The sequence below is a fragment of the Nonomuraea composti genome (assembly GCF_012034275.1).
GTDB lineage: Bacteria > Actinomycetota > Actinomycetes > Streptosporangiales > Streptosporangiaceae > Nonomuraea > Nonomuraea composti.
In genome coordinates, this window is the sequence record NZ_JAATEP010000069.1 from 1 (window position 1) to 16,056 (window position 16,056).

The 16,056-nt window shown below is 73.5% G+C and carries 14 protein-coding genes; 2 read left to right on the top strand and 12 right to left on the bottom strand.

The annotated features are described in order from the left end of the window. On the top strand, positions 1-550 hold a 550-nt coding region (locus HCN51_RS50555; protein ID WP_168019922.1), incomplete at its 5' end, for a response regulator. 11 nt (positions 551-561) lie between these two features. Here the strand turns inward: HCN51_RS50555 and HCN51_RS50560 are convergent. Both HCN51_RS50560 and HCN51_RS50565 read right to left on the bottom strand, forming a co-directional pair. Beyond that, the gene (locus tag HCN51_RS50560; protein WP_206068857.1) at positions 562-972 is read right to left on the bottom strand and encodes a winged helix-turn-helix transcriptional regulator; all 411 of its coding nucleotides are present in this window, start codon (positions 970-972) and stop codon (positions 562-564) included. Between the two features lie 54 nt (positions 973-1,026). After that, positions 1,027-2,415 carry a sensor histidine kinase gene (locus tag HCN51_RS50565; protein WP_168019935.1) on the bottom strand — a complete coding sequence of 463 codons (1,389 nt, stop codon included), beginning with the start codon at positions 2,413-2,415 and terminating at the stop codon, positions 1,027-1,029. A 275-nt stretch (positions 2,416-2,690) separates the two neighbouring features. Between HCN51_RS50565 and HCN51_RS50570 the strand changes: the two genes are divergently transcribed. Then, positions 2,691-4,811 carry a SpoIIE family protein phosphatase gene (locus tag HCN51_RS50570; RefSeq protein ID WP_168019941.1) on the top strand — a complete coding sequence of 707 codons (2,121 nt, stop codon included), beginning with the start codon at positions 2,691-2,693 and terminating at the stop codon, positions 4,809-4,811. Positions 4,812-4,816: 5 nt separating this feature from the next. On the opposite strand, the gene HCN51_RS50575 is transcribed toward HCN51_RS50570, so the two are convergent. The 10 genes from HCN51_RS50575 to HCN51_RS50620 form a co-directional block, all read right to left on the bottom strand. Continuing rightward, positions 4,817-5,689: an aldehyde dehydrogenase family protein gene (locus HCN51_RS50575; protein ID WP_168019943.1), complete on the bottom strand. Its 873-nt coding sequence runs from the start codon at positions 5,687-5,689 to the stop codon at positions 4,817-4,819. Beyond that, a complete protein-coding gene (locus HCN51_RS50580) occupies positions 5,682-7,103 on the bottom strand; it encodes an aldehyde dehydrogenase family protein (protein WP_346434100.1) in 1,422 nt (473 codons plus the stop codon). Before HCN51_RS50580 ends, HCN51_RS50575 begins: the two co-directional genes overlap by 8 nt. Before the next feature lie 23 nt (positions 7,104-7,126). After that, on the bottom strand, positions 7,127-8,059 hold the full coding sequence (gene deoC / locus HCN51_RS50585) for a deoxyribose-phosphate aldolase (protein ID WP_346434097.1): 933 nt from the start codon (positions 8,057-8,059) through the stop codon (positions 7,127-7,129). After that, positions 8,052-9,059, bottom strand: a complete 1,008-nt coding sequence (locus HCN51_RS50590) for an ABC transporter permease (RefSeq protein WP_168019947.1) — start codon at positions 9,057-9,059, stop codon at positions 8,052-8,054. The genes deoC and HCN51_RS50590 overlap by 8 nt, the downstream gene beginning before the upstream one ends. Beyond that, the gene (locus tag HCN51_RS50595) at positions 9,056-10,546 is read right to left on the bottom strand and encodes a sugar ABC transporter ATP-binding protein (RefSeq protein WP_168019949.1); all 1,491 of its coding nucleotides are present in this window, start codon (positions 10,544-10,546) and stop codon (positions 9,056-9,058) included. Before HCN51_RS50595 ends, HCN51_RS50590 begins: the two co-directional genes overlap by 4 nt. Next, on the bottom strand, positions 10,543-11,481 hold the full coding sequence (locus HCN51_RS50600) for a sugar-binding transcriptional regulator (RefSeq protein ID WP_168019951.1): 939 nt from the start codon (positions 11,479-11,481) through the stop codon (positions 10,543-10,545). The genes HCN51_RS50595 and HCN51_RS50600 overlap by 4 nt, the downstream gene beginning before the upstream one ends. Then, on the bottom strand, positions 11,478-12,983 hold the full coding sequence (locus tag HCN51_RS50605) for an FGGY-family carbohydrate kinase (protein ID WP_168019953.1): 1,506 nt from the start codon (positions 12,981-12,983) through the stop codon (positions 11,478-11,480). The genes HCN51_RS50600 and HCN51_RS50605 overlap by 4 nt, the downstream gene beginning before the upstream one ends. A 2-nt stretch (positions 12,984-12,985) precedes the next feature. After that, positions 12,986-14,041, bottom strand: a complete 1,056-nt coding sequence (locus HCN51_RS50610; protein ID WP_206068858.1) for a galactitol-1-phosphate 5-dehydrogenase — start codon at positions 14,039-14,041, stop codon at positions 12,986-12,988. Between the two features lie 30 nt (positions 14,042-14,071). Next, entirely contained in the window at positions 14,072-15,061 is a 990-nt protein-coding gene (locus tag HCN51_RS50615) for a substrate-binding domain-containing protein (protein WP_168019962.1), read from the bottom strand. 202 nt (positions 15,062-15,263) lie between these two features. After that, positions 15,264-16,052, bottom strand: a complete 789-nt coding sequence (locus tag HCN51_RS50620; protein WP_168019964.1) for an SAM-dependent methyltransferase — start codon at positions 16,050-16,052, stop codon at positions 15,264-15,266. Positions 16,053-16,056: the final 4 nt, after the last annotated feature.

The following is a 16,056-nucleotide window of genomic DNA, read 5'->3' on the forward strand; positions in this document are numbered from 1 at the left end:
CGAGGTGCTGGGCGAGGCCGGTGACGGCGCGGAGGCCGTGGCCGTCGCGGAGCGGCTGCGGCCCGACGTGATCCTCATGGACCTGCGGATGCCGCGCGCCGACGGGGTCAGCGCCATCAAGGAGCTGGCGCGGCGGGGGGTGTCGGCGCGGGTGCTGGTGCTCACCACGTACGACACCGACAGCGACGTCCTGCCGGCCGTGGAGGCGGGTGCCACCGGCTACCTGCTGAAGGACGCGACGCGGGAGGAGCTGTTCCACGCGGTGGAGGCGGCGGCGCGCGGGCAGGCGGTGCTGTCTCCGGCCGTGGCGACCCGGCTCATGGGGCAGATGCGCCAGCCGGTCTCGGAGCCGCTGTCGCAGCGCGAGGTGGAGGTGCTGGAGCTGATCGCGCGGGGCTCGACGAACCGGGAGGCGGCCAAGGCGTTGTTCATCAGCGAGGCGACGGTCAAGACGCACCTGCTGCACGTGTACGCCAAGCTCGGCGTCAACGACCGGGCCGCGGCCGTGGCGGCCGCCTTCTCCCGCGGCTATCTGTCACCCCGCCGCTGAGGAAGCGCCCTTCAGTCGAGGCCGGCCGCCTGGTCGAAGGCGCGGCGGTTGGCGCGGATGGTGCCCTCGTGGTCGGCCGCCCACCGGGCGAGCGCCAGGACGGGCTCCGACAGGGTGCGGCCGAAGGGGGTGACCTCGTACTCGACCCTGGGCGGGATCTCCGGGAAGACCTTGCGCGTGACGAGCCCGTCGCGTTCGAGGTTGCGCAGCGTGAGCGACAGCATGCGGCGGGAGATGCCGGGCGCCGTGCGCAGCAGCTCGGTGAAGCGCATCGGCCCCTTGTCGAGCAGCCCGATGAGGATGAGGCTCCACTTGTCGCCGACCCGGTCGAGCACGGAACGCAGCACGTCGGGGTCGTGCTCGATGCACGCGCTGTGGCCCAGCGAACGCAGCACCCGGTCCGCCTCGGTCTGGTGCGACATGACTCCCCTTCCTGGCTCTCGCATGCTACATCGGTCACCAAAGGTGACCGACACCTAGTCCGCCAGGGGCAGGCGCAGGACCAGGCACGTTCCCCGGCGCGGCAGGTCCTCGACGGTGAGCGAGCCGTGGTGCGCGTGGGCGATCTCGCGGCAGATGGCCAGGCCGAGCCCGGTGCCCTTGGGGTCGCGGGCGCGCGACTCCGGCAGGCGGGCGAAGCGTTCGAAGACGAGCTCGCGGTGCTCGGGGGCGATGCCGGCGCCGTCGTCGGCGACCACCAGCACGCCGCTGCCGTCCTCGGCCCTGACGGCGACGGTGACGGCGGTGGTGGCGTGCCGCTGGGCGTTGTCCAGGAGGTTGGTCAGGAGCCGGCCCATCAGCAGCCGGTCGCACGCGACGAACACCTCGGGCTCCAGGTCGGCGTGCACGGGGACACGGCCGGGCGGGCGGCGCCCGATCTCGGCGCGGGCCAGCGCAGCCAGGTCGGTGCGCTCGTGCTCGGCGGCGCGGTCGGCGTCGAGGCGGGCCAGGGTGAGGATGTCGTCGGCGATGGCCTGCTGCCGTTCCACGTCGTTGAGCAGGTCTTTCGCCATGCCGGGCCAGTCGACCACGTCCGGGTCCATCAGCGCCTCCTCCAGGCGCAGGCGGGCGCCGGTGATGGGGGTGCGCAGGTCGTGGGAGGCCTCGGAGGTGAAGCGCCGCTCGCGTTGCAGGGCGGCCTCGAGCAGCTCCAGGGTGTCGTTGACGACGGTGGCCAGGTAGCGGATCTCGTCGTGGTGGGGCGGGACGGGCACGCGGTGCCCGAGGTCGGTCGCGGTGATCTCGGCGAGCTCGGCGGTCATGGCCTCGACGGGGCGCAGGGTGCGGCCGACGAGGTGGTGCGTGGTCAGGCCCACGACGACGAGGATGATCGCCGAGGCGGTCAGGAGCTGGGCGAGCAGCGTCTCGCTGACGTACCAGGGCGGGTCGGGCAGCACGCTGTAGGCGATCAGGTCGCCGGTGTGGGTGGGCACCCACATGGCCGCGACGAGCATGCACCGGCCGGGGAAGCCCGGCACGTCGCACAGCCGCCGGTCGGTGAAGGACGGCCGACGCGACGGCTCGAACGTGGCCATCCGCGGCTGGCCGAGCACCCGCAGGCTGGCCGAGACCACCTGCCCGGACGGATGGACGAGCTGGGTCGCGGCCACCTCCTCGACCTCGATGACCGGTGGCACGGGGCGGTGCGCGAACCGGTGCACCAGCTCCAGGTCGGCCCCGTAGACGTGCCTGAGCCGGTGGTCGGTCTCGTGGTTGTGCCGGTGGCTGAGGATCAGGGACACCGTGATCGCGCACAGCACCACCCCGACCATGGTGGCCAGCATGGTCATCCGGGCCCTGATGGACCATTCCGCCCGCCTGAGGCGGCGGGCGAGGCGCAGGAGCGGCCGGAGCAGACCCTTCATGATCTGCCGTCCCCTCATCCGCCCCGCGGAAGCACCCCATCCCGCTCTCCTTCCCGCGACCTGCGGGAACACGCCCCAAGGGGAGGCCAGATCCGGTGCCCTCCGGTCATCGGACGGCCTCCAGGGGGCAAGCGCCTCCCCTCAAAGACCCCCAAAGAGGACAAATAACGAGATATGCCCCCATGGGGGCTGCGTACCGTTGACGTATGTCGCATCGGCTGACAGCGGAAGGGCCGACGCCGGACGTCCGTGCCGGTCGGGACGCACCCCGTCCCATGACCCCCGCAGGAGACGTGGCGGCCGTCGACGAGGCCCTGGTCGAGGCGGCGGCCGAGACGGGCGCGCACCTCGCCGTGCTCTACCTGCTGCACGACGGCGACGACGTGCTGCTCATGGAGGCCGGGCTCGGGCTGCCGGCCTGGGGCTCCAGGCCATGGACGCGCATCAGGCTCGGCGCCGACGCCCCGGTGGTCGCCGCGGTCCGCCGCGACGAGCTGATCTGGGTGCCCGGCCCCGACGCCATGGCCCGCGAGTTCCCCGGCACGGCGCTCGCCATCCCCTACCCCTACGCCGTCGCCGCCGCCCCGATCCACGCCGGCGGGCGCGTCCGCGGCGTGTGGGCCCTGACCTGGCCCGCCGCCCACCCCGCCGACCTTTCCCCCGGGGAGCTCACCGTCATCAACCGCACCAGCCACCGCATCGGCCGCGCGCTGGAGGAGGCGGAGGCGAACGGCCGCCCGATCCGCGCCGTGGGCCAGCCGCGCGCCCTCGCCCCGCTCCCGCCCGCCCACCAGGACGACCAGCGCGCCCCGGCCGCGCTCGACTGCCTCGACCGCTTCACCGACGGCGTGGCCGCCATCGACATCGAGGGCCACATCACGTTCTGCAACCCCGCCGCGGCCGAGCTCCTGGGCCTGGACGGCACGCCGATGCAGGGCTGCCTGCTGTGGGACCGGGTGCCGTGGCTGCGCGACCCCATGTTCGAGGACCGCTGCCGCGCCGCGTCGATCGGCCAGCAACCGGCCGACCACCTCGCGAGCCATCCCGACGGCCGCCTCATCCGGATCCGGCTGTACCCGACGCCGACCGGCATCAGCCTGCACCTCACCCCCGCCGAGCCGGGCGGGCCCGGGCACGGCGACCCGATGCCCGCCGACGGGGCGCCGCCGCTGACCGACTCCCGCAACCTCCTGCACGTGGCCTCCACCCTGACCCGCGCGCTCGACGTGGGCGAAGTCGTCGACCTGGTCGCCGACCACGTCGCCCCCGTCTACGGCGTGCGCGCCATGGCCCTGCTGGTGGCCGAGGGCGGCAGGATGCGCATCGCCGGCGCCCACGGCTGCGCCCAGGAGGTGCTCGACCACCTCGACGGCCGGCCCGTCACCGCGCCCACCCCCGTGGAGCGGGTCCTGCGGACGGGGCTGCCGCTGTTCTTCGGCTCCCCTGAGGAGCTGCGGCACGAGGACCCGGGCTTCGCCCGCTCCGACGACACCGCCGCCTGGGCGCTGCTCCCGCTCACGGTGTCCGAGCAGCGGATCGGCACGTGCGTGTTCGGGTTCGCGCACGCGCACCGGTTCAGCGCGGGCGAACGCGCGGCGCTGAGCGCGCTGGCCGGCCTGATCGCGCAGGCGCTGGACCGGGCGCTGCTGTACGAGTCGAAGGACCGCCTGGCCCACACCCTCCAGACCGCCCTGCTGCCGGTCGCGCTGCCCGAGGTGCCGGGGCTGCTCACGGCGGCCAGGTACGTGCCCGCCACCCGCGGCGTCGGCATCGGCGGCGACTTCTACGACCTCATGGCCCTGGAGGACGGGTCGATCGCGGCCGTCATCGGCGACGTCCAGGGCCACAACATGACGGCGGCGGCCCTCATGGGCCAGGTGCGCACCGCCGTGCGCGCGTTCACCGGCACCGGCGCCGACCCGGGCGAGGTGCTGCGGCACGCCAACCGGCTGCTGATCGAGCTGGGCACCGACCTGTTCACCAGTTGCCTGCTCGCCCACGTGGACCTGCGCCTGCGCACCTTCTGCGCGGCCAGCGCCGGCCATCCGCCGCCGCTGCTGTGCGTGCCGGAGCGGCACACGGACGTCATCGACGTGCCGGCGGGCCCGCTGCTGGGCATCGACCCGGACGCGGAGTACCCGACGCTGAACGCGCCGTTCCCGCCGGAGGCCATCCTCGTCCTCTACACCGACGGCCTGGTGGAGGTGCCCGGCACCGACCTGGAGCACCGCATCGACACGCTCACCGAGCACCTGGCGCGGGCCTGCACGGAGCCGCTGCCGCAGCTCACCGACACGCTGCTCGGCCTGGCCCCGTCGAGCCACCAGCGGCACGCCGACGACATCGCCGTGCTGCTGCTGAAGCACGACCCGTCGACGGCGGCGCCGCCTTCCTGAGCCGGTCAGCGGCCGATCGGATGCCAGACCGTCTTGATCTCCAGGAAGGGCCGGATCCGGGTGAGGCCCGGGTCGGGGTCGGTCCAGTCGTCGTCGGGCCTGGGGCGCAGGACACGTTTGAGCGTGGTCGCCGCCAGCTCCTCCAGCTCGGCCGCCAGGTCGCCGGCGCCGGCCAGGTCGAGGGCGTTGACGTCGGCGTGGCCGGCCAGCGGCGGGGCCAGCTCGGCCAGGCGGCCGGTGAGGACGTTGGCGACGCCGCCCGGCAGGTCGGAGGTGGCCAGCGCCTCGGCGAGCGTGATCGCGGGCAGCGGGGCGCGCTCGTCGGCGATCAGGACGGCCGTGTTGCCGGCGGCGATCACCGGGGCGAGCACCGCGACCAGCCCCAGCAGGGACGAGCCGGCGGGCGCGAGCACGCCCACGACGCCGGTCGGCTCGGGCTCGGACAGGTTGAAGAAGGGGCCTGCCACGGGGTTCGCGCCGCCGAGCACCTGGCCGATCTTGTCGGTCCAGCCGGCGTAGTAGACCCACCGGTCCACGGCGGCCGACACCAGGGCGCGCGCCCGCGCGGCGCCGACGCCGTCGGCCGCGGCGACCTCGGCGGCGAACTGCTCGCGCCGCCCCTCCATCATCTCGGCGATCCGGTAGAGGATCTGGCCCCGGTTGTAGGCGGTGCGGCCCGACCAGCCGGGGAACGCCTTGCGCGCGGCCACGACGGCGTCGCGCACGTCCTTGCGCGAGGCGAGCGCGGCGTTGGCCAGGTGGGTTCCGTCCGCGGACGTCACGGGGTAGGACCTCCCGGATTCGGAGCGCGGGAACGCGCCGCCGACATAGAGCTTGTACGTCCTGAGAACCTCGACACGCGGCAGGATTTCAGTCAAGGTAGGCCTCCAAGCCGAGCAGCCCGCCCTCGCGGCCGTACCCGGACTCCTTGTAGCCGCCGAAGGGGCTGGCGGGGTCGAACACGTTGAAGGTGTTGGACCACACGACGCCGGCCCGCAGCCGGCTCGCGGTCCAGAGCATCAGGGAGCCCTTCTCGGTCCACACGCCGGCCGACAGCCCGTACGGCGTGTTGTTCGCCTTGGCGACGGCCTCCTCGGGGGTGCGGAAGGTGAGCACCGACAGGACGGGCCCGAAGATCTCCTCGCGGGCGATGCGGTGCGCCTGGGTGACGCCGGTGAACACGGTGGGAGGGAACCAGTAGCCGCGCTCGGGCAGCAGGCAGGCCGGCGACCAGCTCGTGGCGCCCTCGGCCGCGCCGGCGGCGGCCAGCTCGCGGATCCGGGCGAGCTGGGCGGCCGAGTTGATCGCCCCGATGTCGGTGTTCTTGTCCAGCGGGTCGCCCAGCCGCAGCCGTTCGACGCGGGTGCGCAGCCGGGCCAGCAGCTCCTCGGCGATCGACTCCTGCACGAGCAGCCGCGAGCCGGCGCAGCACACGTGGCCCTGGTTGAAGAAGATGCCGGTCACGATGCCCTCGACGGCCTGGTCGATGGCGGCGTCGTCGTAGACGATGTTGGCGCCCTTGCCGCCGAGCTCCAGGGTGAGCCGCTTGCGGGTGCCGGCGACCGCGCGGGCGATCTCCCGGCCCACCTCGGTGGAGCCGGTGAAGGCGACCTTGTCGGCGCCGGGGTGCGCGACCACGGCCCGGCCGGTGTCGCCGGCGCCGGTGACGATGTTGACGACGCCGGGCGGCAGCCCGGCCTCCTGGCAGATCTGCGCGAACGCCAGCGCCGTCAGCGGCGTGGTCTCGGCCGGTTTGAGCACGACGGTGTTGCCGGTGGCCAGCGCGGGGGCGACCTTCCACGCGAGCATGAGCAGCGGGAAGTTCCACGGGATGACCTGCGCGGCCACGCCGAGCGGCCGGGTGCCGAGCCCGGCGTGCCGGAGCTTGTCGGCCCAGCCGGCGTAGTAGAAGAAGTGCGCCGCGACGAGCGGCAGGTCGATGTCGCGCGTCTCCTTGATCGGTTTGCCGTTGTCGAGCGACTCCAGGACGGCCAGCTCGCGGGCCCGCTCCTGGATGATCCGCGCGATCCTGAACAGGTACTTGCCGCGCTCGGCGCCCGGCAGCGGCGACCACACCCGCTCGAACGCGCGCCGGGCCGCGGCGAAGGCCCGGTCCACGTCGGCGGCGCCGGCGACGGCCACCTCCGACAGGGGCTGCTCGTCGGCCGGGTTGACGGTGACGATGCGCTCGCCGCTCTCGGCCTCGACGAACTCGCCGTCGATGAACAGGTCGTACGACGGCCGGACGGACACGATGGCCCGTGACTCCGGCGCGGGCGCGTACTCGAAGATCTCCACGCCTCTCCTCGATCGATCTAGTCGATGGTGTAGTAGTCGGGCCCGGAGTAGTGGCCGGTGCCGAGCTTGGTGCGCTGCATGAGCAGGTCGTTGAGCAGCGTCGAGGCGCCGAGCCTGAACCAGGCGGGGTCCAGCCAGTCGTCCCCGGCGATCTCCTTGACCAGCACGAGGTAGCGCAGGGCGTCCTTGGTGGTGCGGATGCCGCCGGCCGGTTTCACGCCGGCCTGGCGTCCGGTGGCGGCGCGGTAGTCGCGCACGGCCTCCAGCATCACGAGCGTGACCGGCAGGGTGGCGGCGGGGGTGACCTTGCCGGTCGAGGTCTTGATGAAGTCGGCCCCGGCGTGCAGCGCCAGCCAGGACGCGCGGCGCACGTTGTCGTAGGTGACTAGCTCGCCGGTCTCCAGGATGACCTTCAGGTGGGCGGCGCCGCACTGCTCCTTGACGGCCACGATCTCGTCGAAGACCTTGCGGTAGTCGCCCGCGAGGAACGCTCCACGGTCGATGACCATGTCGATCTCGCTCGCGCCCGCCTCGACCGCCGCCCTGGTGTCGGCCAGCTTGACCTCCAGGGACGTGCGCCCGGCGGGGAAGCCGGTGGCGACCGAGGCCAGCCCCACCCCGGTGCCCTCCAGCGCCCGCGCGGCCACGGCCACCATGTCGGGGTAGACGCAGAGCGCGGCGACCGGCGGCACGCTCGCGTCGGCCGGGTCGGGCCGCACGGCCTTGGCGGCCAGCGCGCGCACCTTGCCGGGGGTGTCGGCGCCTTCGAGGGTGGTCAGGTCGACCATGCGGATGGCCAGGTCGATGGCCTGCCGTTTGGCCGTCGTCTTGATCGACCGGGTGGCCAGGTCGGCGGCCCGCCGCCGGACGCCGACCTCGTCGACGCCGGGCAGCCCGTGCAGGTAGGCACGCAACGAGCCGGGGAACGAGCCGGGAAGGGTGTCAGGCACGTGCGCCACGCCTCTCGATGAGCAGGTTCAGTACGAGGGCGACCAGCAGGATGAGACCGGTCACCACCATCTGGAAGAAGGAGCCGAGGCCGAGCAGGTTGCACAGGTTGCGCAGCACCGACAGCAGCAGCACCGCCACGAACGTGCCGAACACGCCGCCCCGCCCGCCGAACAGGTTGGTGCCGCCGAGCACGACGGCCGCGATCGCGTCCAGCTCCAGCCCGTTGAACGCGGTGGGCTGGCCCACGGTCAGCCGGGAGGTGAGCAGCACCCCGGCCAGCGCGGCCAGCGCACCCGACACGGCGAACACGGTCGTGATCACGCCGCGCACGGGCAGGCCGGACAGCCGCGCGGCCTCCTTGTTGCTGCCGACGGCGTAGACGTACTCGCCGAACGTGGTGCCGCGCAGCACCAGCGCGGCCAGCACGGTGATGGCCACGAAGATGATCCCGACGATCGGCACGTACCCGACGAACCCGCCGCCGAGGAGCTGGAACCCCTCCGACGCGCCCGCCTCGGCGGGCTTGCCGTCCGTCAGCAGGTACGTCAGCCCGCGCACCGCCGTCAGCCCGGCGAGCGTGGTCATGAACGACGGCAGCGACAGGTACGCCGACAGCCCGCCCATGAACGCGCCGAACACCGCGCCGGCCGCCACGCTGATCAGGATCGCCGGCACGACCGGCACGCCGGAGCCGAGCAGCAGCGCGATCGTCATCCCGCCGAACGCGGCCACGCTGCCCACGGACAGGTCGATGCCGGCCGTCAGCACGACCATGGTCATGCCGATGGCCACGATGCCGGTCAGCGACGACTGCTGGAGCAGGTTGGCGATGTTGCGGCCGGTCAGGAACTGCGGCGCCAGCAGTGAGGCGGCCACGCACAGCGCGAGGAAGACCAGCAGCAGGTTGGACTTGACGATGAGGTCGGCGCCGCGGCGCGATCGGGCGGCGCGCTCCTGCCCGGCGGCTCCTGCCACCGTGGATCCGAGTGATGCGGTCATGGTGTGGCTCCTGTGATGACGGTGTGCGCGATGACGTTCTCGGGGCTGACCCGGGGGTCGAAGTGCGCGACGTTGCGGCCCTCGTACAGGACCTGGATCCGGTCGGCGTTGGCGGTCAGCTCGTTGAGCTCGCTGCTGGCGAGCAGGACGGCCACGCCCTGGCCGGCGAGGTGGCGCACCTGGCGGTAGAGGTCGGCCTTGGCGCCGACGTCGAGGCCGCGGGTGGGCTCGTCCAGCAGCAGGACCCTGATGCCGCCGCGGGTGATCCACTTGGCGAGCACGACTTTCTGCTGGTTGCCGCCGGACAGCTGGCCGACGAGCTGTCCGGGGCCGGCCGCCCTGACGCCGAGCCCGTCGAGGGCGGGCCTGGTCAGGCGGCGGCCGAGGCGTCCGGGGAACAACCACGGCGGCTTGCCGAGGGCGCCGATGGCGGCGTTGCGGCTGACGGACAGGCCCAGCATCAGCCCCTGCTCCTTGCGGCTCTCCGGCACCAGGGCCAGCCCGGCGCGGACGGCGGCGGCCGGGCTCGCGACCTTGAGCGGGCGGCCGTCGAGCCGGGCCGTCACCTGGGCCTTGATGTCGCCGAACAGGGCGCGCAGCAGGGTCGTGCGGCCGGCGCCGCCGAGCCCGGCCAGCCCGACGACCTCGCCGGGCCGCACGTCGAGGCCGCGCACGTCCAGCAGGCCAGGCACGTGCACCCGCTCGACGCGCAGCAGCGGCTCGCCCTCGGGCGCGGGCCGGCCGGTGGCGCCGACGAGCTCTCCTCCCGCCTCGCCGATCATCGCCGCGACGAGCTCGTCCGGGTCGGTCGTGGCCAGGTCGTAGACGCCGGCGGCGCGGCCGTCGCGCAGCACCGTGGCGCGGTCGCCGATCTCCATGACCTCGTCCATGCGGTGCGAGATGAAGATGACCGAGCGGCCCTCGGCGGTGAGCGAGCGGATGACCTCGAACACGGCGAGCAGCTCGCTCTCGCCGAGCGTCGCGGACGGCTCGTCCATGACGATCACGCGGGCGTCGGCCGTCAGCGCCTTGGCGATGGCGGTGAGCTGCTGCGCCGCGATCGGCAGGTCGCCGACCCGGGCACCGACGGGGAAGCTCGCGCCGACCCGGTCGAGTGCCGCGCGGGCCAGCCCGGCCCGCTGCCGGCGGCGCACGAACGGGCCCAGCCGGGGTGCGCGGCCCAGCAGCAGGTTCTGGGCCACGGTGAGGTCGGGCAGCAGGTCGAGCTCCTGGTAGATGACGGCGATGCCGGCCGCCAGCCCGGCGTGCGGGGTGGCGGGCGCGTACGGCTGCCCGTCCAGGAGGATCGTGCCCTCGTCCGGCCGGTAGGAGCCGGCCAGGATCTTCATCAGCGTGCTCTTGCCGGCGCCGTTCTCGCCCAGCAGGCAGTGCACCTCGCCGGGGCGCACGCTCAGGTCGACGCCGTCGAGGGCGACGGTGCCGGGGAACCGCTTGACGATCCCGGCCATGCGCAAGCGCTCGGTCATGCCGCCTCCAGCAGGTGTCGGGCGTTCTGGTCGTCAGTGATGAGCACGTCGCACAGGCCGCTCGCCACCACGGCGCGGCACACGGCCCGCTTGGCCGTGCCGCTGACCAGCGCGATCGAGGTGGTGGCGGCGCGCAGCACGTCCAGGGACAGGCCGAGGGTGCGGCCGTCGAGGTCGGGGTCGACGATCTGCCCGCGCGCGTCGATGAAGCGGCCCAGCACGTCGCCGACCGCGCCGGCCCGCGCGAGCCTGGCCAGGTCGCCCGCGTCGATCTGGCCGGAGTCGACGAGCACCGAGTCGCTGCCCATGCCGCCGGGGCTGAACAGGAACAGGTCGGCCCGCGCGGCCAGGGCCAGCACGTCGGCCACGGCCCGGTCGCTCTCCAGCACCGCGCGGGTGCTCTGCTGCTCCAGGATCGCGGGGGCGGCCAGCAGCGTCGCGGTGCCGCCGCCGTGGTGGGCGATCAGGCTGGCCATGCTGTGGGCGCTGGTGGGCTGGCGGGAGCGGCTGAGCGCGCCGTTGATCTGCACCACGTGCACGCCGGCGGCCCAGCCCGGGGTCAGCCCGCCGGCCAGCCGGTCGAGCGTGCGCCCCCACGACACGCCGATCAGGCGGGGCGCGGGCCGCAGCTCCATCAAATGGTCGGCGCCGGCCGCGGCCACCCGCTCGCGGGCCTGCTCGGGGTCGTCGCCGCCGACCGACACGACGACGGCGTCCCGCAGCCCGAACCGCTCCTTGATCGACTGCTCCAGCGTGCGCACCCGGGAGCGCGGGTGCAGCACCTCGATGCGCACGATGCCGACCTCGCGCGCCTCGGCCAGCATCCGGCCCACCTTCCAGCGGGTCAGGTGCATGGCGTGGGCGATCTGCTCCTGGGTCTCGCCGGACTCGTAGTAGCGCACGGCCACCTGGTACAGCTGGTCGTCGTCCGTCATGACCGTGACCTCGCACTCAGCGTGTGGGAGATGCCCGCCGTCGCCGCGGTCGCCTCCAGGTAGTCGGCGTAGCCCGCCTGGTAGGCCTGCGCGTGCGCGGCGACCGGCTCCACCGTGCGGACCTTCGGCGTGTGCGCGGCGGCGGCCTCGTCCAGCGAGGCGTGCCGGCCCGAGCCGGCCGCGGCCAGCATCGAGCAGGCGCGCAGCGTCAGGTTGTCGCCCGCGACCAGCCGGACCGGGCGGCCGAGCACGTCGGCGGTGGTCTGCAGCCACAGCTCGTTGTGCTGGATGCCGCCCGACAGGAAGATCTCCTCCACGGGCACGCCGCCGCCGGTGAAGGAGTCGATGACCTGGCGGGTGCCGTACGCGACGCCTTCCACGGCCGCCCGGTAGACCTGCTCGGGGGTGCTGGCCAGGGTGAGCCCCAGCACCGCGCCCCGCAGGCGCGGGTCGCGCAGCGGGGTGCGGTTGCCCATGAAGTAGTCGAGCACGATCAGGCCGTGCTCGACCGGCGGCAGGTCCGCCGCCGCCCTGATCAGGCCGCCGATCTCCGCGCGCGTGCGGCCGATCAGCCCCTCACCGGTCCAGGCCAGCACCGATCCGGCGCTGACCTGCCCGCCCTCCACGAGCCACCGTCCGGTACGCAGCGCGTCCGGGTACGGCCCCCACACCGTGGGCGGGAAGACCGGCTCGGCGATCTCGGTGACGAACGCGTTGGAGGTGCCGCACACGATCGACACGTGGCCCTCGCGGGCGCCGCCGATGGCCAGCAGCGACAGGTGCGCGTCGATGCCGCCGGACACCACCGTGGCCGGGCCGCGCACGCCGAGCTCCTGGCGGGCCGCCGCGGCCAGCGGCCCGACCGGGTCGCCGACGGGCACGATCTCGTCGGGCAGCTTGGCGACCAGGTCGGCGACGCCGAGCAGGTCGTACAGGTCGTGCGGGAAGCCGGCGCCGCGCGGGTCGAAGTTGCTCTTGCAGACGGCGTTCATGCGGGACCCGGCCCAGCGGCCGGTGAGCCGCCACACCATGTAGTCCACCGCCTCGACGACGCGCGCCGCGGCCCGGTACGTCTCCGGCTCGTGCCTGGCCAGCCACATCGCCTTGGGCACCAGCCACTCCACGGCGTCGCAGCCGCCGGCGTAGCGCAGGACCGGGTGGCCGCTCGCGGCGGTCAGCGCCGACTCCTCGCCGGCCCGGCCGTCCATCCACAGCAGCGCCGGGCGCAGCGGGCGGCCGTGCTCGTCCAGGACGGCCACCGTCGAGGCCGTGGTCGCCACCGCGACCCCCTCGACCTGCGGGCCGCCCGCCTCGGCCAGCGCCCGCCGGGCCGCCGACACGCTCGCCCGCCACCAGTCGTCCGGGTCCTGCTCGGCCCAGCCGGGCCGGGGGAAGCGGGTCGGGTACGGCTGCGCGCCCGACCCCAGCAGCGCCCCCTCCGCGCCGTAGACCGCCGCGCGGGCGCCTTCGGTCCCCAGATCGAGGGCGAGGAAGGCCGTCATGCTCACTCCTCGTTCGGCAGGAAGAGAACCTTGGAGCTGAAGATGGACCGCTCCCCCAGGCCGGCCATGGTCTGCGGCAGGGCGTCCAGCCCCAGCTCGTGCGTGATCATGAACTTCCACGCCAGCTCGCCCGACGCCAGCGCCCGCGCCGCCACCCGCCACTCCTCGCCGGGGAACGGCGCGGAGAAGGAGTTCCAGGCGCCGTGCAGGGTCACCTCGCGGCGCAGGAACGAGCTGAACGTGGACTCCGGCAGCACCACCGGGTCGTGCGGGATGCCGATGAACACCGCCTCGCCGTGCCGGCCGGCCAGCGCCACCGCCTGATCGACGGTCGCCGGCACGCCCGCCGACTCGATCACCACGTCGTAGCCCTCGCCCACGAGGTCGGCGGCGGCCTGCGCGCCGGTCGCCGTGTGGGTGGCGCCCGCCTCGGCCGCCATGGCGGCCTTCTGCTCGTTCAGCTCGATGACCAGCACCTCGGCCGCCCCGGCGAGCCTGGCCCACTGGACGGCGAACAGCCCGATCGGGCCGGCGCCCACCACCGCGACCCGGCGCCCGCCGCGCATCTTCGTGCGCCACAGGGCGTGCAGCGCGATCGCCGCCGGGTCCAGCATGGCCGCCGCCCTCGGGTCGAGGCCGGCCGGCAGCACCATGAGGTTCCCGTCCGGGACGGTGACGTACTGGGCGTACGCGCCGTCGCGGCGGCTGCCGAAGTAGCCGTAGTTCTTGCACAGGCTGAAGTGGCCCTGGCTGCACGGGGCGCACTCGCGGCACGGGATCAGCGGCGGGACGGTGACCAGGTCGCCCTCCCGCACCCGGCCGGTCGCGGCCAGGCGGGCGCCGAGCCGGACGACGTGGCCGGAGAACTCGTGACCGCAGATGATCGGGAAGTGGTAGGCCACCCCCGGGTGGAGCATGCGGGCGATGTCCGAGCCGCACACGCCGCAGGCCGCCACGCGGACGAGTGCCTCGTCCGGGCCCGGCTCGGGCACGGGCACCTGCTCGACCCTGATGTCGCCGGGCGCGTGCAGCACCGCCGCCTTCATGGTTTCCGCCATGGTCGTACCTTTCGTTGGGAGCGCCTGGTCCTACTGCTTGAGCGCCTGGGCGAACTCGCCGTCCCCGACGTACTGCGCCGCGTTGTCCTGGTCGATCAGCGCGGTGCCGGCGTCGATGGACGGCTCCACCTGCTCGCCCTTCTGGACCTTCAGCACGGTCTCGACGGCCTTGGCGCCGAGGGAGATGGGGTCGTTGAGCGCGGTGGCGACGTACTGGCCGTCGGGGATCTGCTTGACGGCCTCCATGAGGCCGTCCACGCCGGAGACCAGCACCTTGTCCTTGCCGTTCTCCTTGAGCACCTGCAGCGCGCCGAGCGCCATGTCGTCGTTGTGCGCGTAGACGGCGGCGACGTCGGGGTGGACCTGGAGCAGGTCCTGCATCGCGGTGACGGCCTTGGAGCGCACGTAGTCCGAGTACGGGCCCTCGATGATCTTGATCTTGGGGTTGGCGGCGACGGCCTCGTGGAACCCGGCGCTGCGGTCGCGGGCCACCGCGCCGCCGGCGTCGCCGCGGATCTCGATGACCTTGCCGCCCTTGTCGCCGAGCTGCTCGGCCAGCCGCTTGCCGACGAGCGCGCCCATCGCCTTGTTGTCGCGGCCGACGTGCGTCACCGCGCCGTCCGGCACCGGCCGGTCCACGGTGACGACCGGCACGCCGGCCGCCTTGGCCGCCGCGATGCCCGGCTGCACGCCTTGAGGGTCGACCGGGTTGACGAGCAGGACGTCGACCTGGCGGGTGATGAGGTCCTGGATGTCGTTGTTCTGCTTGGTGACGTCGCCGCCCGCGTCGGCGAAGTAGAGCGTGGCGCCCGCCTGCTTGGCGGCGGCCTCGGCGCCCTCGCGGAGCTGGACGTAGAAGGGGGACTGCTGGGTCGCCTGGCTGAAGCCGATGGCGATCGGGCCGTCCTGCTTCTGCTCGCCCGCGGCGGTCGAGCCGCCGGGGGTGGTGGAGACGGAGCAGGCGGACAGAGCGGTGATCAGGAGGAGAGCGGGGATGTTGAGCAGCCGAAATCTACTCATAGGGGCCTCCGTATGTGACGTAGGTAACGCACCGTAAGTCGGGAATTAACCCCGTCGCAACACTTGAGCCCAAATTTGCTCATATGAGCAGTTCTCTGCCGACCTCTTACGTTTCCCCAGCTCACAGCCGTAACAGGAGGTATGGAGCGTTCCAAGTCGGCGGGTCAGCCCGTCCGGCGCCGAGCCGGACGGCGACCGAGCGTCAGGGTTTCCGGCCCACCCCGCAGAACGCCGCCATCCCCGCCATGAGGTCCAGCGCCGGGACGGAACCGTCCGGGCGCCACTCCGGCAGCGGCACCACGCCCGGCGGGACGAGCTCCAGCCCGTCCAGGAACCGCGCGATCTGCTCGGCCGAGCGCAGCACCACCCCCGTGCCGGAGGCCCGGTAGAACTCGGCCGCCTTCCTGAGCTGCGGCGAGTCGCCGATGTGGCTGATCACCAGGTACGACCCGGAGGGCACCGCGTCCAGCACCGTGCGCACGATCCGGCCGGCGTCCTCGTCCGGCACGAAGTGCAGCATCGCCAGCATCATGACCGCCACCGGCCGGTCGAGGCCGATCAGGGCGTCCGCCTCGGCCAGGATCGGCTCCGGGCGGTAGAGGTCGCCGTCCACCACGTGCGTGTTGCCGGTCGTGGCCAGCAGCGCCCGCGCGTGCGCCAGCGCCACCGCGTCGTTGTCGACGTAGACGACCTCGGCGTCCGGGCGCACCTTCTGTGCCACCTCGTGGACGTTCTCCATCGTCGGCAGCCCCGCCCCCAGGTCCAGGAAGCGCCCGATGCCCGCCTCGCCGGCCAGGAAGCGCACCACCCGGCCCAGGAACAACCGGTTGTGGTAGGCCATCAGCGGCAGCTCGGGCACGACCGCCTTGACGCGCTCGCCCATCTCCCGGTCGGCGGCGAAGTTGTCCTTCCCCCCGAGCCAGTAGTCGTAGACGCGGGCGATGCTCGGCACATTCGGGTCGACACCGGAAGGGGGTCCATCGAAGGTCATGATC